This is a genomic window from Paenibacillus sp. HJGM_3, assembly GCF_045062745.1.
Taxonomy (GTDB): Bacteria; Bacillota; Bacilli; order Paenibacillales; family NBRC-103111; genus Paenibacillus_AA.
The window spans coordinates 1-19,119 of the sequence record NZ_JBJGED010000025.1; the positions used below are offsets into that span (position 1 = coordinate 1).

Below are 19,119 nucleotides of genomic sequence, written 5' to 3' on the forward strand. Positions count from 1 at the left end.
CGACGAGCAGGCTGATGCCGACGCAGATCAAGGTCAAGAGCAGCGGGATGTCGCTGAAGATGAGCCCTTCCGGCGGCGTCTCGCCCAGGAAGCCGGAGATGACGGCCGGCAAGGACAAGTTCACCGCGAAGCTGATGACGTAGGACACCGCGGTGCCTATGATCGCGCCCAGAATCCCGATATACCCGCTCTCGATGAGAAAGACACTCTTGATGGTGGACGGATGGGCCCCGATCGCCTTCATGATACCGATGTCCTGGGCCCTCTCGGTGACGGCCATCGTCATCGTATTGTAGATGCCGATCGAAGCGATCAGCACCGCGATCGTGCCGACGAGCAGCAGGCCGATTTTCATGATCGTGAACATCACATTCACTTGCTCCAGCTCATTCACGATGGAATGCGAGGTATAGTTGCCGTCGGTCATCTGCTTCACGATCGCTTTCACGTCCTCTACGTCATTGGCGTATACATGTACGTCATCGTAAGTATCGGCCGGTTTATTCGGCCTGCCAGCGCCATCGCCGTTCTCCGTCTGCGGCTGGATCATTCCGCGCGGCGTCCCTGTGAACGCTTCGATCTGCTTCAGCAGTCCTTCGGAAATGTAAACGTTCCCGTCCTTCATCCACTCCCGGGTCAGCGCCTTGGAAACCCCGACAACGGTGACTGGAATCGTCTTCTTCTGCTCCGTCTTGCCGACGAATTGCTTGATCTCCATCTCAATCGTCTTGTTAAGCACCGTGACCGGAGGCTCGGTCGGCTTCGGAGCAGCATCCTCGCCGGAGTCGGCCGGCTGCTCGCCGGGCAGGCGAAGAAACTCGGCGAAATTATAGCCGACGATCACTTCGTTGTCCGCTTGAGGCATGCGTCCCGCGGACAGCTCGAACCCGGCCTTGATCTCGGAAGGCATATGCGCCACGAGCGTCTGGCCGGGTCCGCTCCGTTCGCCCAATTTGTAGATCGGCGATTGCTGCAGGAATTGCCGGCGGGTGACGCTCTTCACGTTCGGCAGCTTCTCCAGCGCGTCGATGTCGGCTACGGTCAGCGGGCTGTAGTTATTCTTCTCGTCCTTCTTCCCGTACACGTTAATGTCCGTCATGAGGCGGCCTTCCGTAATCTCCTGTACGACGCTCTTCTGAAGGCCGAACCCGACGGAGGCGAGCACGATCAAGAACGAGCAGCCCATGGCGGTGGCGAGGACGGTCATAAAGACGCGGGAACGGTTTTTCTTCATGTTTTGCCGGACGAACCGGAATCGATCCTTGAGCTTCATTGGAGCACCTCCTTGCCGGCGCCGAGCGATTCGACGATCCGGCCATCCTGCAGCGATACGGTCCGGTGCCCGATCGAGGCCACTTGGTCGTCATGGGTAATGATGAGGAATGTGATGCCCGACTCCCGGTTCAACTGCCGAATGAAGCCGAGGAGCGACTGCTCGTTCTCGCTGTCGAGGCTGCCGGTAGGCTCGTCCGCCAGAATGATCGGCGGGTTCACGATGAGCGCCCGGGCGATGCTGACGCGCTGCTGCTGGCCGCCGGACAGCTCCCCCGGATAGTGGCCGCCGAATTCCTCCAGCCCGACGCGATGCAGAATCTCGAGTGTGCGGCGCTTGCGCTCCTTCTCGTCCAGCCCCTTCAACACGAGCGGCAGCTCCACGTTCTCGGCGGCGGTCATGCTCGGGATGAGCTGGAAGCTCTGGAAGATGAACCCGAAATGCTCGAGCCGGAAGTTCGCCCACTCCCCTTCTGTCAGCCTCGTTACGTTGCAGCCGTTCACGATGATCTGTCCGGCGGTCGGCCGGATGTACCCGCTTATCAGGTTCAGCAACGTGGATTTGCCGGAGCCGCTTCGTCCGACGACGGTGACGATCTCGCCCTGCTCAACCTGCAGGTTGATGTGCTGCAGCACGGGGACGACCCGCTCCTTGCCTTTCTTGCCTATGCGAAATTCATGATTTAGATCCGATACGGTGATCATAAAGCCCTCCAGGAACGATGATTGGATGAAGCACGAGGCCATTCGGCTTTCTTTCTCTCTCGTGCGACTCCTATGACTATACCGTTCGAATCTTAAGGAAGGTGAAATAAACTCTTAACAACATCTTAAGGTTCTGTTAAGGGGAGCTTGGGGAACGCGGGACAAAAATGATGTAACTTCAGAGATCCTTGGCGGTAACGTTCAATAGGCTCGTGAGGAGGGCAGGCAGAGGGGTTCCGACCGCTGTTGAAATCATGTGCTTTTGATCGGAATTGGCTAAGGGTAGCACAAAATTTCAAAGGCGCACGCTGCGCTTCTCCACTCCCTCTGCCTGCCCTCTTTCCTCACATAGACGTGAGGTGGACTGAAAACCCTGCGAGTACTCCGCCCAAAGTAGGTTATCTATTCTACAGTGCCGCCGACCCTCCCAAGTGCCCCTCCAAAGTAAAAAATCTACTCTACAGGTCCGCAATCCCTCCCAAGAGCCCCTCCAAAGTAAAAAATCTACTCTACAGGTCCGCCGACCCTCCCAAGTGCCGCTCCTTGGATTGTATGATTTCGAGCTTAAGCGCCTTATCGTGGATCCGGTATGACGTGTAGTTCGATTTTGCCCAATTGGAGTCGGTATTGAGGGAAGTCGACGCGATACAGTTCGATTTTGCCTACCTAAAAGGCGGTATTCCAGGGTCCGTGTTCTAATTGTGCGCTCCAATTCGGCGAAATCGAACTAGAGCTCCTGCAAATGATATCTAGCCTTATGTAAAATGGTGAATTCAAACTAGAGCTCGTTTGTAATCGGTTCGATGAGCCATACATAATAAATCGACTGTCTCATAATCTACTTTACTAGTCCCCACCCTCCCGATACTCCCCCACAACAAAACAACCCGAGCCCGGCGATTCCCCCGAACTCAGGTTGTTTGTACCAATGCGATCACAGCTTGCCCCAATCCTCCATCGACAGGTCCAGATCGAGCGCGAATTCGAAATCGTCCACGTCGAACACCTGCACCGGAATGTCGGAGTTGATGATTTTGTCCATAAACTCGATCTGATCGGTCAGCACCGGCACCTTCTCGCGGATCGACGTCATGATGATCTCCGTCTCGATCGGATCGAACAGCTCTCCGTACTGCGCGCTGTCCACCGCATACATCACCGCGATTTGGACGCTGTCGTTCACGAGCAGACTCGGGCTCATCCGCCAGGGCGCGAGCAAGGCGCGCTCCAGCTTGATTTTATTGAATGGCGTCTCGAAGAACGCGATCAGCTCTTGAATCTTGCCCCTCACATGGGCATCATCCTCAGGCTGGACCATGACCGGCTCCGCGCTGTCGCGCATCTCATACAGCTCCATGATCGTCGAATATGGAATTACATACTCCACAGGGACGCTCGGCTGCATCAGCTCCCCGTAGCTGGCCAACATGACGGCTTCGATTACGAATCTTCGTTTCATCGCCCTACTCCACCCATTCCAGCAATTGAGGGAAGGACGTAATAATCATGGCCGCTCCTTCCAGCTCCCCCGGCTTGCCGAATTCCGCATACTTGCACCCGACGACCGGCAATCCGTTGTGCACGCCCGCTTCCACGTCCGAGGACCGATCGCCGACCATCCAGGCGGTCGAGATCCCGTGCTTGTCCAAGAGCAACCGCACGAGATCGACCTTGGACCGGGTGTTGTACTCACCCGCGCTGTACAGGTCGGTGAACAGATGGCCGACGCCCAGCCTTGCCACGACCTCGCGCACATAAACCTCCAGCCCGTTGCTCGCCACGAACAGCTTGACCCCCCGCTCCCGCAAGGCGGTCAACGTCTCCTCGACGCCCGGATACAACGTGCCGATCCCTTGCTGCAGCATCTCGGTCTGATGCTTCAGCAGCAGTTCGTCGGCCCGTCGGCGAACATCGTGCGGCGCGTCCGGCAGCACCCGCTCCCAGATGTGCTCGAGCAGCATGCCGAGACTGCTCAGAATCCGTTCCGCCGGCGGGGTGTCCCCCGAGTAGCTGCCTTCGCGGCGCATCTCAGCGAACGCCGCTTCGTAGGCCGGCAGCAGCAAAGTCTCGGTCTGGAACAGCGTGCCGTCCAGATCGAAGAGCATCGCTTCGGGGCAAGTTCGTTTCTTCATCTATGTTCACTCCATTTCTGCAAAGTCGCATTATGTAGACCAAGTTTAATACAACCATGAATCGCGATGGAAGTCAATGCGGCAGCGTAGGTTAAAATCGGCCGTTTGAGGCAACCCTGCAAAAGAATCCGACAAAGGCCTATATAGAAGAAGTGTTCGTGCGCACATTCTGCGAAATCGATATAGCTATGTAAATCATTTTCGTGTAATATAAGAATATGAGTAAAATTATTTTCAGAATGACAGGAAGGAGAGCTGGCGAATGTCCGATATCCTTCGTGCGATCGAGGCGAATCGGGACGGCCTGAATCCGAAGGAACAGGGACTCGCCGCCTTCATCGCCGAGCATCCGCAGCAGGTCGTCCGGATGGGCATTACGGAGCTGGCGGAGCACGCGGGCGCGAGCACGGCGACGATCTCCCGCTTCTGCAAGGCGTTCCACCCTGGCGGCTTCACCGGCCTCAAGATGCAGCTCGCCACCGAGCTGGCGCAGCAGCCGGCGGCGGACTCGTACCAGGACATCGTAGCGGGCAATACGCTCGAGAGCATCGTGGCCGCCATGGAGGCGAACCACGTCCGGTCCATCTCGGACACATCCCGCATGCTCGATCTGAAGCAGCTGCAGCGGGCGCTGGACGCGCTTAGGAACGCCGGACAGATCGACATCTACGGCGTGGCGACCTCGGGGATTGTGGCGGAAGACTTTTACCAGAAGCTGATCCGGATCGGCAAGCCGGCCCGCACGTTCTCCGACCCGCATATGCAGGTGACGTCCGCCTCGAATCTGACGGAAGGCGACGTCGCCTTCGCGATTTCGTATTCCGGCGAGACGCCGGAGACGATCGACGCCCTGCGCTGCGCCAAGGAGAGCGGAGCTCTGACGATCTCGCTGTCCAAATACGGGCCAAGCACGCTGGCTGGTCTCGCCGACATTCCGCTCTTCATCTCCTCGCTCGAGGAAGGGATGCGCCGGGGCGATATGGCTTCCCGCATGGCTCAACTGCACGTCATCGATATTGTGTTCATGGGGCTCGTCAGCGAATCGTTCGACGAATACGTCCCGAAGCTGGAGCAATCGTACCAGATGGTGCGCAAATACCGCAAAGAAAGAGGCCGATAAGCAAGATGAATATTTTAAAATTCGAGTCGCAAGCAAAATTGAACGAAGCCGGAGCCGGGATCATCGCCGGACTCGTGCAGACGAATCCCCGGGCCGTGCTCGGCCTCGCTACGGGCGGCACGCCGGTCGGGCTGTACGAGGAGCTCGTCGATACGTTCCGCCAAGGCATGGTCAGCTTCAAGTCGGTGACGACGTTCAACCTGGACGAGTATGTCGGCCTGCCGGTCGATCATCCGGAGAGCTACCACGCCTACATGCAGCACCATCTGTTCGCCCATGTCGACGTCAACCCGGCGAGAATCCATATTCCGGACGGCAATGCCCCCGATCTGGAGCAGGAGTGTATCCGGTACAACACGCTGCTGGACGACGCGAAGCAGATCGACCTGCAGCTGCTGGGCCTCGGCCATAACGGCCATATCGGCTTCAACGAGCCCGATCATGCGCTCATGAGCGGGACGCACATCGTCAAGCTGAAGGAAGAGACGCGCAACGCCAATGCCCGCTTCTTCAACTCGATCGACGAAGTGCCGACCCATGCGCTCACGATGGGCGTAGGGACGATTCTGAAGGCGAAAATGATTCTGCTCGTCGTCCGCGGCGCGGATAAAGCGGAAATCGTACACCGGGCGCTCACCGGACCGATTACGACCGAATGCCCGGCGTCCTTGCTGCAAACGCACCCTCATGTCGTAGTCCTGCTAGATTCCGAATCCGGGAGGTTGTTCGAATGAAACCGACTAGACTGATCAACGCTGCGATTGTAACGGAAGAAGGCGTCCTCGCCGGCGGAACGATAACATTCACCGAAGGGCGCATCGTCTCAATTGAACCGGCTTCGAACAGTGCCGCCCCATTCGAAGGGGAGACGATTGACGCGGCCGGCGGTTGGGTATTGCCCGGCTTCGTCGATGTACACGTACACGGCGGTTACGGCGGCGACTTCATGGACGCCTCGGCCGAATCGCTGGACAAGATTACCCGCTTCCACGGCGGCAACGGAACGACCTCCATCGTGGCGACGACCGTGACGGCTTCCCGCGAGGACATCTCGCGTGTGCTGGCGAGCGTGCATGCGTACCGGCAGCAGCCGATGCCGGGCGCGCAAGTGGTCGGCGTGCATCTGGAGGGCCCGTTCGTCAATCCGAAATGGAAAGGCGCGCAAAACCCGGCCTACATGCTTCCGCCGCAAAAGGAATGGCTCGTCGAATGGACCAAACAATATCCGGGACTTATTCGTCAAGTTACATTAGCGCCCGAGATCGAGGGCGCGCTTGATCTGATCGAATGGCTCAGCGTGAGCGGCATTGTCGCCGCGGCCGGACATACGGACGCCACCTACGATCAGATCGAGGCAGCCATCGAGCGCGGCCTGAGCCAGGCGGTGCATACGTACAACGCGATGACGCCGCTCCACCACCGCAACCCGGGTACGGTCGGGGCGGTGCTCACCGATCCGCGCATCCACGCGGAAGTGATCGCCGACGGCCATCACGTGCACCCGGCCGCGATCCGGCTCGTCACGCTGGTGAAGAACGACCATAACCTGCTGCTCATCACCGACGCGATGGCCGCGGCCGGCTTGGGCGACGGCCTGTACGATCTCGGCGGCCTGGCCGTCAACGTGAAGGCGGGCGTCGCGACGCTCGCCGAAGGCAACAGCCTGGCCGGCAGCACGCTGACGATGATCGAGGCGTTGCGCTTCGTCGTCGAGAAGGTCGGCCTCACCGTGCCGGAAGCGAGCGTCATGGCGAGCGGCAACCCTGCGCGCCAGCTCGGCCTCTTCGAGCAGACCGGCAGTTTGGCCGTCGGGAAGCAGGCGGACGTCCTGCTCGTCTCCTCCGGGTTGAAGCTCGAGCGCGTTTGGGCGAAGGGCAATCCGGTAGAGGTATTCGCGAACTAAACCATTCGAAGGTTGGCCTGTTGGGCCGGCCTTTTTCTATTATTTTGCATAAGATTGGTTTAAACTAAACACAGATGGAACTGCTAAGGAGGCGGCTAAATGGCTCGAACGGTAACCCATGTCCCTTATGGCTATGAACCGGAACCGGAAACGATACGCGGGACACTCATCCTCTACGACGCGTTCGACGCATTGTTCTCCGCGGAAACGCTGCTGACCTGGACACGCTGGGCGGAAGAGCACGATATCGCGCGGGTAGTGCTGTATCCCCTGCATGAAGAGACGCTCAGACGCATGGCGAGCAAGTCGGCCGGCCCCGCCGAGCCGTATCATGTCCGGCTCCAGCGGCTGGAGGAGCTGCGCGAGGAGATCGCCGGAGCGGGCGAAGTTCCCGTCGAGATCGACGAATGGGAGCGGAAGCGCAAAAAGTATACGCCGATGGACACCGCCCTGGACTTCTTGACCGAGAAGTACAAGGGGCCGCATTTCCTCGGCTTGACTGGGACGATGGCGAATAAGTTCGCCACGTACAGCAGCTTCGAGCCGTGGATCCGCAAGCTGAGGCTGCTCATTCGGGCCGATGCGTCCTTTCAAGCGCATCCCCAGCTGTTGAAATTCGAGCACCGCATGGATTTTCTATAATGTCTGCTATACGAGGAGAGGGCGGAATGGAACGAATCCAAGGGGTTGTCACGGCGGTAAGCCGGAATGGGGAACATACGTTCAGCAAGCAGAACCGGAGCGGCATCCGGCTCCTGGCCGGCTTCGGGGTCGAAGGCGATGCGCACGCCGGGATAACGGTGCAGCACCGGTCCCGGGTCGCCCAGGACCCGACCCAGCCGAACTTGCGCCAAGTGCATCTCATGCACGCCGAGCTGCATGAAGAGCTGGGCGCCAAGGGCTTCCAGGTCGAGGCCGGTCAGCTCGGCGAGAATATTACGACGCGCGGCCTCGACCTGCTTGGGCTGCCGACCGGAACGAAGCTGAACATCGGCGACACCGCCGTCATCGAGGTGACCGGGCTGCGCAATCCGTGCGCCCAGATCGACAAGTTCCAGCCCGGCCTGCAGGCGGCGGTGCTGGACCGCGATGCTCAGGGCGAGCTCATCCGCAAGGCGGGCATCATGGCCGTCGTGCTCGAGGGCGGCGACGTCCGTCCCGGCGACCCGATCCGCGCGGAGCTGCCGCCGGAGCCGCACCGCAAGCTCGAGCGCGTGTAGTTATAACGATCCTTTCCCTTCCCGGGCTCTCCGTGCTTTGCTACACTGGAGCAGAATCCCAAAACAAAGGGAGAGATGCGCATGAGTGATAACATAGAAGAGCTTACCATTCGGGACATTCAGGCCGCGTTCGAGTCAGGCGCGGCCACGTCCCGTTCCTTAACACTGCAATATATGGACCGGATCGCCCGATTCGACCGGTCCGGTCCGGGGTTGAACGCGGTGCTGGAGCTGAATCCGGACGCACTGTTCCTCGCCGAGCGCTGCGACCAGGAGCGCGCGGCCGGACGCAGCCGGGGATGGCTTCACGGCGTACCGGTGCTGCTGAAGGATAACATCAATACATACGACAACATGCATACAAGCGCAGGTTCTCTGGCGCTGGCGGATTCATTCGCCCCTAGCGACGCTTTCCTCGTCACGCGGCTTAGGGAAGCCGGGGCCGTCATCCTCGGCAAGGCGAACATGACCGAGTGGGCCAACTTCATGACCCGCGGGATGCCGAACGGCTACAGCTCCCGAGGCGGGCAGGTGCTGAACCCGTACGGCCCAGGCCGCTTCCCCGCCGGGGGCTCGAGCTCCGGCTCCGCGGTGGCGGTCGCGGCCAACCTATGCGCCGTCGCCGTCGGCACCGAGACGTCGGGCTCGATCCTGAATCCGGCGTGCCGCAACAGCCTCGTCGGGATCAAGCCGACGCTCGGCCTTATTAGCCGTTCGGGCCTCATCCCGATCACGTACAGCCAGGACACGGCGGGGCCGCTCGCCCGCACTGTCGAGGACGCCGCCATCCTGCTTGGCGTGCTGGCGGCCGCACCGGATCCGGCGGACGCTTCCACGCTCGCCGCGCCGAACCGGAGCGGGCTCGACTACTTGGCCGCGCTCGACGCGGACGGCCTCCGGGGCGCCCGGATCGGGGTGAACCGCGGCTACCTCGACGACTTCTCCGAGGAGGAGAAAGGGCTGATCGAGGCGGCGCTCGATCGGATCCGGGCAGCAGGAGCGACGCTCGTGGAAGGGACCGACCTCCCGCATGTCGGGGGGAACTCGAGCGTCCTGCTGTACGAATTCAAGTCGGCGCTGAACCGCTACTTGGCGTCGCTCGGCCCGCACGCCCCGGTGAAAACGCTGCGGGACGTGATCGAGTTCAACCATCGCCATTTGGGAGCTGCGCTTAAGTACGGACAGACACTGCTGCTCAAGGCGGAATACGAGACTTCGGGCACCTTAACGGAAGCGCGCTACATCCAGGACCGGCTGCGCGATCTCCGTGTCTCCCGGGAGGAGGGGCTGGACCGGCTGTTCCGCGAGCACCGGCTCGACGCCCTGTTCTGCCCCGGCGTGACCGACTCGGCCGCGGTGTCGGGCTATCCGTCGGTCATCGTGCCGGCCGGCTGCCGGGAGGACGGCATGCCGTTCGGCGTCGCCTTCACCGGCCTCGCCTACACCGAGCCGCAGCTGCTGCGTCTCGCGTACGCGTTCGAGCAGACTGCAGGCGGGCGGATTCGGCCGAAGCTGGAAGGGTAGACGGCTCTTTTGCTACAATGAAGCTAGTCTCATTGCTATTCCACGAAAAGGAGCCTAATCTAATGACAACCCTTAGTGAAGCACCTGTCGCCAAAGCGGAAATGCTGATCCGAAGACCGGTAGAGGAAGTGTTCGAGGCGTTTATCGACCCGGCAGTTACGACGAAGTTCTGGTTCACCAAGAGCAGCGGAAAACTGGAAGCGGGCAAAACCGTCAAGTGGGAATGGGAGATGTACGGAGTGGCCGACGATATTAAGGTGCTGGAGGTAGAGGCCAACCGGCGCATTCTCATCGATTTCGGCGGCAGTCCGGCCGAGTGGATCTTCACGCCGCGCGCCGAGGGCACGATGGTTACGATTACCAACTCCGGGTTCGAGGGAGACGGGGATGCGATCGTCCGCCAAGCGATCGATTCCATGGGCGGCTTCACGATGGTGCTCTGCGGGCTGAAGGCGCTGCTCGAGCACGGCGTCGTCTTGAATCTCATAGCGGACAAGGCGCCTGACGCTAACGTGGCACGATGACAGACAACGGCAGTCGAACCTTAACCTTAAGGGTCGACTGCCGCTTTTTTACCACCCGCTTACTCCAGCACCGGCAAATTCAGCTCCATCCGGCTGCTGAAGCCCTCCTTCAGCGCTTCGTCGCGAAGCACCAAGTACAGCTCCGCCTTGGTCGCGTTGTAGTAAGGGAGCACGAACAATGTCCCGACGAACAGCGCGATCGTCCCGAGAAGAAACCACCCGATAAAGGACAGATCGAGCACAAACATTCGCCATTTGTGGCCGCGCGTCATCCGATCGCTCAAGCTCACCGCCCGTTTCATCCCGATCCCCGGGTTATCCGCGAGGAGGTAGGGCACCAGGCTGTAGCTGTAGCTTTTGACGATACCCGGTATGATCAGGAGCAAGAACCAGAGGATATTCAGGAACATCATCCACAGCATCCCCTTCACGACCTCCCCATACCGCCCGCGGGCGAAGGAAAAGCCGAGATGGTTCAAGTTCACTTCCTGCTGGGCGGACTGGATGAAATATTTGCGGACCCCCACTTCCAGAGGAGAGATCAAGAAGATCCGTAAGGCAAGACCGACTAGGACGGCGATGACAATAATAATGATCGCAATAACGATGATAGCGGCCCAGGCTGCGTCTCCTATCCCCATTTCACCCGAAACGCCTGCCACATGGCCTCCGCCTCCCCCGCCCCCACTATACCGGTAGGAACAGCTGGGCAATCCCCCGGTAATGACGGCGAGCAGCAAGCTGACCAAAAACGCCTTCCAGTATGAAGTACGCAAGACTGCCTTGGCTCGCTCCTTCAGTTCATAACGCGTCCACATGACTCACTTCACTCCCCTTATCCAAAAAGAATCGCTTCAGTATATGACGCGGCCTCAAAGGTTAGTCCGAATCCGGTACAGCCCTTCCGGTCCCCTAACCGGCTCCGCGTTCGGCCCGCCGCCTGCCGGGGCTTGCCACTGCACCCAAGAGCCGAGAACCGGATCGTACCGATAATACCGGTCGTCGATTCGGCTGACTAGCTCCTCGCCCCACGCGTATACGATTCCCTCGCCCCGAAAGTCCGCGAGACGCTTCTCTTGTGTCCCCGGCTCCCAGTACGCCCAGCCGTCCGGTTGAACGATGGACAGGCGCTCCGCCGGATCAACAGGATCCGCTCTGAAACGCTGCAGGTAGACCCCCGTCGAAGTGGCCAGTCGAACGACCCCCGGAGCCGAGACCGTCTTCCCGTCGTTCCCCACATAATCCGTTAACGGCACCCCATTCTCGGTTCGTGTCCAGTACACGCCTTGCGCCGTCGGGGTCACCGTCAAATCCAACAGCGAGTATTTGCCTACCAGAACCGTCTCGGCGAAATTCCGCCGGACTTCGCTAATCGTTCCGTCCACGAACGTAATCGCCTTCGTCATATCCGACTCGTTGCGGTCTTCGAACGCAAGCACGTACAGCCGGTTCCGAACCGCGTCCCATTCGGCGAAATTGATGTTCTCCCGCTCCTCCGGGTCCGCCGTGACGATCAGTTGTCGGGTCATCGTCTGCGTATCGTACGTATACACTCCGTAGTAGGAGGCGTACAGAAGAGTCTTCGAATCGATCCAGCGGATCGGCGCATCGCGAGGTTCGATCGTAGAGTAGAACACGTCCTCCAGCACAACCGGAGGCTGTCCGTTCCGCTCCAGCACGAACGCATAGCTCCAGCCGTCCCCGTCCCCCATCGAGCCGCCGAGGCTGACGATACCGACATACCGGCTGCGGTCCGGCGCGAAAGCCAGCTGCTCGTAGTACCGATCCCTCGGTCCCTGGGTGACGTCAGCCCCTGTTCTGCCATCCCGCCAGGACATGGCAGGCGCGCGGAGTATGTGCAGCGAGCCCCACTTAAGGGTATTGCCGCTCACCCCCTGCAGCTGATCGGTGCGAACGAGCAGCTCCTTCGCCCCATGATCGACCGAGTACCCGGTCTCGTTCAACTCAATCCGAAGCCGGGTGTCGGTAATCCATTCCGCGCGCAAGGGGGAGCTCGCTCCTTCCGAGGCGGTAGGAAGCACCGGCTTCATCGGCTCCGAGAACTCGAGGGTCACAGCCTGCTCCTCCATCGGCACCATCACGCGAGTCCCGTATTCGCGGGCGTTCACCAGCAGTATATCCGCGTTGTCTTGCCCGGAAGCGCCGATGGGCTTGTAGGTGAGAGCCTTCATCCGGCTGATCGTGAGCGGCGGCAGCTCCCCCATGCGCAGCTCGAATGATCCCCCTTCCGCCTGCTTGCGCCTCAAGCGGTAAAAGTTCGGATTTTTATCATCCCGGTTCCAGACCGCCTTCCCACCGCCAACCGTGATTTGGTCCTGCAGCGTCCGGATCTCTTGCTCGGTAGCGTTGGCGAATTCGAGCACGACTACCGCTTCCTCCAGGTGGTGCACGATCTTGCTCGGGGCTTGGGGGTATGTGCTCCCTCTCCAGGAAGTCACTTGCATGCCCGAGCCTTCCTCTTGTTCGCCGACGAACAAGCTGCCCAATTTCTCTCTAAACGATGGCGGTGCGGTAGTCGGGGTAGCGGTGGCCGCCAGGGTGGGTGAAGCGGCAAGCGTAGGGGCGGGCGTCATCGCGGCAGGAGGCGAGGGGCTAATACCTGCGGACCGAGCGGGGTTCGCGTCTTCGCAGGCGGATATCAGGATCAGCAGCCCGCTTAGCATCCATCCCAGTACCGTCTTAACGGCTATGCGTCCATTTCTCATCCCGAGCCTCATCCTCCATATCTGGCATTCATTACCTACTTAGACGCGAAGGAACGATTTTGGTTTCAACCCTTATTGAAGAAATCGAGCAAACAACGTAAAAAATGAAATCGTAATTTTGTAACACAATTGTAATGTTATTTTCATACTCCCTTAATGAACTTCGGATATTCTATAGATGACCCCCTTTTTAAAATATAAACCTTAAGACCCGCAGCCCGTTGCTGTGGGTCTCTTTCTGTCCGGATGCGGACAAGCCCGGAGCTTGACATAGCCAGGCCGGACGTGGTATAACACTTTTAAATTCAATGAAGAGAACGAGTACGCTGCTCCCCTGTTCCCCAGAGAGCCGGTGCCTGGTGCAAGCCGGTGTCCAGAGCGCAGCCGAACATCATCTCCGAGAAGCGAAGCCGAACCGACAGGCAGATTTCCATGCCTACCAGTAAGCTTAGCCGGGATTCCGCCGTTACAAGGAACGCGTATGTTAGTACGCAGATCGAGTGCTGCACCCTTGTCCTGATGATTGAATCCGGCAGGCGGCTGCAGAATTAGGGTGGTAACGCGAGCGACGACTCGTCCCTGAAGGGGCGGGTTTTTTTGTTGTCTATTTTGTTGTCTATAAGGAGGGGCATGAGGATGGAAAAAGTGGATGTCAAAGAAAAAGCGAGAGCGCGGGAGCTCCGCGTGCTCGACCAGTGGAGCCGGAACGACACGTTCCGGGAATCGATCCGGCAGCGGGAAGGCAGCCCGGCCTTCGTCTTCTACGAAGGGCCGCCGACCGCGAACGGGGTCCCGCATATCGGGCACGCCCTCGGGCGGGTCATCAAAGATTTCATCGGCCGCTACAAGACGATGGCGGGCTACAAGGTGATCCGCAAAGCGGGCTGGGATACGCACGGACTCCCTGTGGAGCTCGGCGTCGAGAAGCAGCTCGGCATCTCCGGCAAGGGCGACATCGAGAAGTACGGCGTCGAGAAGTTCGTGCGCAAATGCAAGGAGAGCGTATTCGAGTACGAGAAGCAGTGGCGGGAGCTGACCGAGGCGATTGGTTATTGGACCGACCTGGATAACCCGTACATTACGCTCACGAACGAGTACATCGAGAGCGTCTGGCACATCCTGGCGACGATTCATCGCAAAGGACTGCTCTACCGCGGCCACCGGGTCAGCCCGTACTGCCCGTGCTGCCAGACGACGCTCAGCTCGCACGAGGTGGCGCAAGGGTACGAGGATGTGAAGGACTTGAGCGCCACAGCTTCGTTCCCGCTGGCGAACGGCGACGCCATCCTCGCCTGGACGACCACGCCATGGACGCTGCCCGCCAACGTGGCGCTGGCCGTCCATCCCGAGCTCGAGTACGCGCGGGTCAGACAGAACGGCCAGATCTACATCGTCGCCTCCAACCTCGTCGAGTCGGTTATGAAGGACAAGGGCGACTACGAGATCGTCTCGACGCTTACGGGCGCCGATCTGGTCGGCCAGACCTATGAGCCTCCGTTCCGCTACGTGCCGGTCGAGCGGGGCCACTTCGTCATCGCCGGCGACTTCGTCAGCGATACGAGCGGCACCGGCATCGTCCACATCGCTCCGGCGCACGGCGAAGACGACTACAAGGTCGCCCGCCAGAACGGCGTGAGCATGCTGCAGGTCGTCGACAGCTCCGGCCGCTACATCGACGCGGTCACCGATCTGGCCGGCCGCTTCGTGAAGGATTGCGACGTGGACATCGTGAAGCTGCTGGCCGAGAAGAAGCGGCTGTACGACAAAGAGCGGTACGAGCACAGCTATCCGTTTTGCTGGCGGTGCAAGTCGCCTTTGCTCTACTACGCCACGGAGAGCTGGTTCATAGAGACGACCGCGGTAAAGGATCAGCTGATCGCGAACAACAATACGATCGACTGGTACCCCGGCCACCTGCGCGAAGGGCGGTTCGGCAAATTCCTGGAGGAGCTCATCGACTGGAACATCAGCCGGAACCGGTACTGGGGCACTCCGCTGAACGTCTGGGTATGCGACAGCTGCGACGCGCAGTATGCACCGGCCAGCTACAAGGACTTGCAGGCAAGAGCGACCCGCGACATCGGCGAGGACTTGGAGCTGCACAAGCCTTACATCGACGACGTTCAGCTCCGGTGCCCGCACTGCGAGGGCGTGATGACCCGGACGCCGGAGGTAATCGACGTCTGGTTCGACAGCGGCTCGATGCCGTTCGCCCAATATCACCACCCGTTCGAGAACGAGGCGCTGTTCCGGGAGCAGTACCCCGCCGATATGATCGTAGAGGGCATCGATCAGACGCGGGGCTGGTTCTTCAGTCTGCTGGCTGTCTCGACTTTGTACAACGGCCAAGCGCCGTACAAGTCGGTCATGGCCACCGGCCACGTCCTCGACGAAAACGGGCAGAAGATGTCGAAGAGCAAAGGCAACGTCATCGATCCGTGGGACATCATCCGCGAGTACGGCACGGACGCGTTCCGCTGGGCGCTGCTCACTGACAGCGCGCCGTGGAACAGCAAGCGGTTCTCCAAGCAGATCGTAGCCGAGGCGAAGTCCAAGCTCATAGATACGATCCACAACACGCATGCGTTCTATGCCCTGTATGCCTCGATCGACGGCTACAAGCAGGAAGATCACGCGGCTCTGCCGAAGACGAACCGGCTCGACCGCTGGATCCTGTCGCGGCTGAACAGCATGATCGAGGAAGTGAACAAGGGGCTTGCGGTTAACGACTTCCTGAATCCGGCCCGGCGCATTGAGTCATTCGTCGAGGAGCTAAGCAACTGGTACGTGCGGCGTTCGCGCGACCGGTTCTGGGAGAGCGGCATGACGGAGAGCAAGGTGGCGGCCTACCAGACACTGCGCGAGGTAATGCTTACCCTGAGCCGCGTTGTCGCGCCGTTCACTCCCTTCATCGCGGAGGACGTCTATCGGAACCTAGGCGGCGAGTACAATAGCGTGCACCTGGACCGCTATCCGGAAGCGGATGAATCCCGGATCGACCGGGCGCTCGAAGCCGAGATGGAGACGGTGCTCCGTATCGTCGAGCTCGCCCGCAACGTGCGGAACGAAACCGGCATCAAGACGCGGCAGCCGCTCTCCGAGCTGATGATCGCCTCGGACCGGCCGCTCGAGCTGCCCCACTACGCCGCGATCATCCAAGACGAGATCAACGTGAAGCTTATTCGCCTCGTCACCGATGACGCGGAGCTGGTCGAATATTCGTTCAAGCTGAACTTGAAGCTCGGCGGGAAGAAGTACGGCAAGCAAGTTGGCGCGATCCAAAGCGGACTGCAGCAGCTGAGCGCGGAGCAAGCGATGCACGTCATGCGCCAAGGCTATGCAGAGCTCCCTGGTGCCGGCGAGGGCGGAAGCTCTCTGCGGCTGCCGCTCGAGGAGCTGCTCGTCGAGAAGCGGTCGAAGGCCGGCTTCGCCTCGGCGACCGGCTACGGGATGACGGTGGCGATCAACACCGACATTACGCCGGAGCTCGCCCAGGAAGGACTCGTGCGGGAGCTGATCCGCGTCGTGCAGGATACGCGCAAGAAGCTCGATCTGCCGATCGAGAAGCGCGTGCGCCTGACGCTCGACGCCGACGATGAGCTGCGAGCGGCCGTGGAACGGTTCGATCGCGTGCTGCGAGATAGCGTGCTGCTGCAAGAGATGATCTTCGGACGTGTGGAAGGAATGGAGTATGCGGCTGTAGACCAGAAGACGGTCGGGCTGCATATCGAATAAGCGAGTGACAGACAAACGGGGCAGTCCCATAGGTCCGCATAGGACCCGAGGGGCTGCCCCGTTTGCCATTAGAAATCAAAGTGATCCGGATCGGGACCGACGCGCAAATTTTGATTCAATGCGTCGATCCGTCCCATGTCTTCCGGGCTCAGCTCAAAATCGAACAAGGCGGCATTTTCGGCAATCCGGCTCGCTTGAATCGACTTCGGGATTGTGACGACTCCGTGCTGGAGATCCCAGCGGAGAATGATTTGCGCCACGGACTTTCCATATCGCGCGGCCATCTCCAGGAGCAAGGGATCGTTCAGCAGCTGTCCCTGCATGAGCGGCGACCAAGCTTCAAGCTGAATCCCCTGCGCTTGCGTGTAGCGGAGCAGCTCCTTCTGCGTCAAGCGAGGATGGAATTCCACTTGGTTCACCATCGGCTTGATTTGAGCCTCGCTCATTAAGTCCTCCAAATGATGGATTTGGAAATTGCTCACCCCGATCGCTTTGACCCGTCCTTCCCGGTATAGCTTCTCCAGCGCGCTCCAGGCAGCTTTGTATTTCCCTATCACAGGCCAATGGATCAGATACAAATCGAGGTACTCCAGCCCCAATCGGTCCAAGCTGGCTTCGTAAGCGGCAAGCGTAGAGTCGTAGCCCAGATCGGCGTTCCATACCTTCGAAGTGATGAACAGCTTATCTCTCGTTATCCCGTTGTCGAGCATCGCTTCGCGGATGCCTTGGCCGACACTTCGTTCATTCCCGTAGATCGCCGCCGTATCGATGCTGCGATATCCGTGGGCGATGGCCGATTTGACCGCTTGGATCAGCACTGTCCCCTCTTCCACTTGGAATACTCCGAGTCCGAGACCGGGCATGTTCACGCCATTATGCAACGTTATCGTATCTTGTAAAGATTGTATCATTCTTAAGACTCCTCTCAATTTTGGGTCATGCACTTGGTCGTGCTCATTTCTAAACGGTTGGATTCGATCCGAGAATGGACGGTATCCTTGTGCTCCAACGCCCGCGCCCAAGCGGTCAGCAGCACGGCACCGGCCACCATCAAGGCTCCGATCCACGTCGTGTGAATGAGCCCCATCAAGTCCGTCACGATCCCGCCGAGGTAGGCGCCGATCGCAATGCCGGCATTGAAGGCGGCGATGTTGACTGCCGATGCGACATCCTTCGCCTGTGGGGCGAGACGCTCCGCCAGAATCACGACGTAAGTTTGCAGCCCAGGTACGTTCATGAAGGCGAACAAGCCCATAAAAAAGACCGTTATCAACCCGGCGACCTTGAAGGGCACGGTAACCATCAGTACGAGCAGTACGACGGCTTGAATCGAAAACATATAGAACAAAGCCGTTACAGGCTTCCGGCCCGCTGCCTTGCCTCCAACGACATTGCCGATCGCAATGGCAATTCCGTACAGCAGCAGAAGAACCGCAACCGTTTCTTCGTGAAATCCGGTTATTTCGTGCAGCAACGGGGATAAATAAGTAAAGACCACAAATGTCCCCCCATAACCTAAGGCCGTAATCGCAAACGCGAGCAGCAATCGGCCGTTTGTCACGAGCTTCACTTGATCTGCAAGCCGGGTTTTCGTCCCTTGGCGCAAGCTCGAGGTGACCAGCGTCAAGTTGGCCGCGAAGGCGACTATGCCGGTGACGACGATGGCGATAAAAGCGGCCCGCCACCCCAATTGTTGCCCGATATACGTGCCTAGCGGAACCCCGGTTACCGTAGCGACGGTCAGTCCGGAGAACATGATCGAGATGGCGCTCGAGCGGCGATGCTCCGGTACGAGATCGGCGGCGATCGTAGATCCGATCGACATGAATACGCCGTGTGCAAGTGCGGAGATGACGCGTGCGGCCAGCAGAAGGGCGATCCCGTTCGCCGCCGCTGCGAGCGTATTGCCCGCAATGAAGACCACCATGATCCACAGCAGCAATGTTTTGCGTGAAACCTGGGAGGTCAGCGAAGTAAGGATCGGAGCCCCGAATGTGACGCCTAGCGCGTACAACGTAACGGTTAATCCGGACGTTGTTACCGATATATGAAAGTCCTCAGCGATCAGCGGCAGCAGCCCTACGCTGATGAACTCAGTCGTCCCGATGGCGAAGGCGCTGACGGCTAACGCGAGCAGCGCCAGCATGCTCTTTCTATGGTCCAGCTTGCTTATGTGCATAGCTCTCACTCCTACATATTTGTCAGTTCCGGCCGGTAGATGCTATTATGATGTTTAAGGCTGGATTTGACCAGTACGC

16 protein-coding genes and 1 other annotated feature are annotated in these 19,119 nt (G+C 59.5%); of the genes, 8 read left to right on the forward strand and 8 right to left on the reverse strand.

The window, feature by feature from the left end; all coding sequences use genetic code 11:
* The 4 genes from ACI5FR_RS24120 to ACI5FR_RS24135 form a co-directional block, all read right to left on the reverse strand.
* The coding region (locus tag ACI5FR_RS24120) for an ABC transporter permease (protein WP_405459145.1) at nucleotides 1–1,273 on the reverse strand (1,273 nt) is incomplete at its 3' end.
* Entirely contained in the window at nucleotides 1,270–1,977 is a 708-nt protein-coding gene (locus ACI5FR_RS24125) for an ABC transporter ATP-binding protein (protein ID WP_405459146.1), read from the reverse strand. The genes ACI5FR_RS24120 and ACI5FR_RS24125, both read right to left, overlap by 4 nt.
* 934 nt (nucleotides 1,978–2,911) lie before the next feature.
* Nucleotides 2,912–3,436: an ADP-heptose synthase gene (locus ACI5FR_RS24130; RefSeq protein ID WP_405459147.1), complete on the reverse strand. Its 525-nt coding sequence runs from the start codon at nucleotides 3,434–3,436 to the stop codon at nucleotides 2,912–2,914.
* A 4-nt stretch (nucleotides 3,437–3,440) separates the two neighbouring features.
* On the reverse strand, nucleotides 3,441–4,109 hold the full coding sequence (locus ACI5FR_RS24135; protein WP_405459149.1) for an HAD family hydrolase: 669 nt from the start codon (nucleotides 4,107–4,109) through the stop codon (nucleotides 3,441–3,443).
* A gap of 262 nt (nucleotides 4,110–4,371) precedes the next feature.
* Between ACI5FR_RS24135 and ACI5FR_RS24140 the strand changes: the two genes are divergently transcribed.
* The 7 genes from ACI5FR_RS24140 to ACI5FR_RS24170 all read left to right on the forward strand — a co-directional run bounded on the left by ACI5FR_RS24140 (nucleotide 4,372) and on the right by ACI5FR_RS24170 (nucleotide 10,400).
* A complete protein-coding gene (locus ACI5FR_RS24140) occupies nucleotides 4,372–5,229 on the forward strand; it encodes a MurR/RpiR family transcriptional regulator (RefSeq protein ID WP_405459150.1) in 858 nt (285 codons plus the stop codon).
* A 5-nt stretch (nucleotides 5,230–5,234) separates the two neighbouring features.
* Nucleotides 5,235–5,963, forward strand: a complete 729-nt coding sequence (gene nagB, locus ACI5FR_RS24145) for a glucosamine-6-phosphate deaminase (RefSeq protein ID WP_405459151.1) — start codon at nucleotides 5,235–5,237, stop codon at nucleotides 5,961–5,963.
* A complete protein-coding gene (nagA, locus tag ACI5FR_RS24150) occupies nucleotides 5,960–7,132 on the forward strand; it encodes an N-acetylglucosamine-6-phosphate deacetylase (RefSeq protein ID WP_405459152.1) in 1,173 nt (390 codons plus the stop codon). Before nagB ends, nagA begins: the two co-directional genes overlap by 4 nt.
* Before the next feature lie 99 nt (nucleotides 7,133–7,231).
* Entirely contained in the window at nucleotides 7,232–7,774 is a 543-nt protein-coding gene (locus tag ACI5FR_RS24155; RefSeq protein WP_405459153.1) for a hypothetical protein, read from the forward strand.
* A 26-nt stretch (nucleotides 7,775–7,800) separates the two neighbouring features.
* Nucleotides 7,801–8,352: an MOSC domain-containing protein gene (locus ACI5FR_RS24160; protein ID WP_405459156.1), complete on the forward strand. Its 552-nt coding sequence runs from the start codon at nucleotides 7,801–7,803 to the stop codon at nucleotides 8,350–8,352.
* An 81-nt stretch (nucleotides 8,353–8,433) separates the two neighbouring features.
* Nucleotides 8,434–9,876, forward strand: coding sequence for an amidase family protein (locus ACI5FR_RS24165; RefSeq protein WP_405459158.1), 1,443 nt, complete (start codon nucleotides 8,434–8,436; stop codon nucleotides 9,874–9,876).
* 62 nt (nucleotides 9,877–9,938) lie between these two features.
* The gene (locus ACI5FR_RS24170; RefSeq protein ID WP_405459160.1) at nucleotides 9,939–10,400 is read left to right on the forward strand and encodes an SRPBCC family protein; all 462 of its coding nucleotides are present in this window, start codon (nucleotides 9,939–9,941) and stop codon (nucleotides 10,398–10,400) included.
* 59 nt (nucleotides 10,401–10,459) lie between these two features.
* On the opposite strand, the gene ACI5FR_RS24175 is transcribed toward ACI5FR_RS24170, so the two are convergent.
* Both ACI5FR_RS24175 and ACI5FR_RS24180 read right to left on the reverse strand, forming a co-directional pair.
* Nucleotides 10,460–11,218 carry a DUF975 family protein gene (locus ACI5FR_RS24175; RefSeq protein ID WP_405459162.1) on the reverse strand — a complete coding sequence of 253 codons (759 nt, stop codon included), beginning with the start codon at nucleotides 11,216–11,218 and terminating at the stop codon, nucleotides 10,460–10,462.
* 54 nt (nucleotides 11,219–11,272) lie between these two features.
* Nucleotides 11,273–13,126, reverse strand: a complete 1,854-nt coding sequence (locus tag ACI5FR_RS24180; protein ID WP_405459164.1) for a hypothetical protein — start codon at nucleotides 13,124–13,126, stop codon at nucleotides 11,273–11,275.
* A 299-nt stretch (nucleotides 13,127–13,425) separates the two neighbouring features.
* Nucleotides 13,426–13,710: a binding site (T-box leader), on the forward strand.
* 52 nt (nucleotides 13,711–13,762) lie between these two features.
* Between ACI5FR_RS24180 and ileS the strand changes: the two genes are divergently transcribed.
* A complete protein-coding gene (gene ileS, locus ACI5FR_RS24185) occupies nucleotides 13,763–16,861 on the forward strand; it encodes an isoleucine--tRNA ligase (RefSeq protein ID WP_405459167.1) in 3,099 nt (1,032 codons plus the stop codon).
* A gap of 68 nt (nucleotides 16,862–16,929) precedes the next feature.
* Here the strand turns inward: ileS and ACI5FR_RS24190 are convergent, their stop codons facing one another.
* Together ACI5FR_RS24190 and ACI5FR_RS24195 are read right to left on the reverse strand one after the other, a co-directional pair.
* Nucleotides 16,930–17,772, reverse strand: a complete 843-nt coding sequence (locus ACI5FR_RS24190; RefSeq protein ID WP_405459169.1) for an aldo/keto reductase — start codon at nucleotides 17,770–17,772, stop codon at nucleotides 16,930–16,932.
* Between the two features lie 14 nt (nucleotides 17,773–17,786).
* Nucleotides 17,787–19,040, reverse strand: a complete 1,254-nt coding sequence (locus tag ACI5FR_RS24195; RefSeq protein ID WP_405459171.1) for an MFS transporter — start codon at nucleotides 19,038–19,040, stop codon at nucleotides 17,787–17,789.
* Between the last annotated feature and the right edge of the window lie 79 nt (nucleotides 19,041–19,119).

Bases quoted from the DNA above. Each gene is read 5' to 3' on its own strand.
- ACI5FR_RS24125 (WP_405459146.1), bottom strand. From the start codon at position 1,977: ATGATCACCGTATCGGATCTAAATCATGAATTTCGCATAGGCAAGAAA.
- ACI5FR_RS24130 (WP_405459147.1), bottom strand. From the start codon at position 3,436: ATGAAACGAAGATTCGTAATCGAAGCCGTCATGTTGGCCAGCTACGGG.
- ACI5FR_RS24135 (WP_405459149.1), bottom strand. From the start codon at position 4,109: ATGAAGAAACGAACTTGCCCCGAAGCGATGCTCTTCGATCTGGACGGC.
- ACI5FR_RS24140 (WP_405459150.1), top strand. From the start codon at position 4,372: ATGTCCGATATCCTTCGTGCGATCGAGGCGAATCGGGACGGCCTGAAT.
- nagB (WP_405459151.1), top strand. From the start codon at position 5,235: ATGAATATTTTAAAATTCGAGTCGCAAGCAAAATTGAACGAAGCCGGA.
- nagA (WP_405459152.1), top strand. From the start codon at position 5,960: ATGAAACCGACTAGACTGATCAACGCTGCGATTGTAACGGAAGAAGGC.
- ACI5FR_RS24155 (WP_405459153.1), top strand. From the start codon at position 7,232: ATGGCTCGAACGGTAACCCATGTCCCTTATGGCTATGAACCGGAACCG.
- ACI5FR_RS24160 (WP_405459156.1), top strand. From the start codon at position 7,801: ATGGAACGAATCCAAGGGGTTGTCACGGCGGTAAGCCGGAATGGGGAA.
- ACI5FR_RS24165 (WP_405459158.1), top strand. From the start codon at position 8,434: ATGAGTGATAACATAGAAGAGCTTACCATTCGGGACATTCAGGCCGCG.
- ACI5FR_RS24170 (WP_405459160.1), top strand. From the start codon at position 9,939: ATGACAACCCTTAGTGAAGCACCTGTCGCCAAAGCGGAAATGCTGATC.
- ACI5FR_RS24175 (WP_405459162.1), bottom strand. From the start codon at position 11,218: ATGTGGACGCGTTATGAACTGAAGGAGCGAGCCAAGGCAGTCTTGCGT.
- ACI5FR_RS24180 (WP_405459164.1), bottom strand. From the start codon at position 13,126: ATGAGAAATGGACGCATAGCCGTTAAGACGGTACTGGGATGGATGCTA.
- ileS (WP_405459167.1), top strand. From the start codon at position 13,763: ATGGAAAAAGTGGATGTCAAAGAAAAAGCGAGAGCGCGGGAGCTCCGC.
- ACI5FR_RS24190 (WP_405459169.1), bottom strand. From the start codon at position 17,772: ATGATACAATCTTTACAAGATACGATAACGTTGCATAATGGCGTGAAC.
- ACI5FR_RS24195 (WP_405459171.1), bottom strand. From the start codon at position 19,040: ATGCACATAAGCAAGCTGGACCATAGAAAGAGCATGCTGGCGCTGCTC.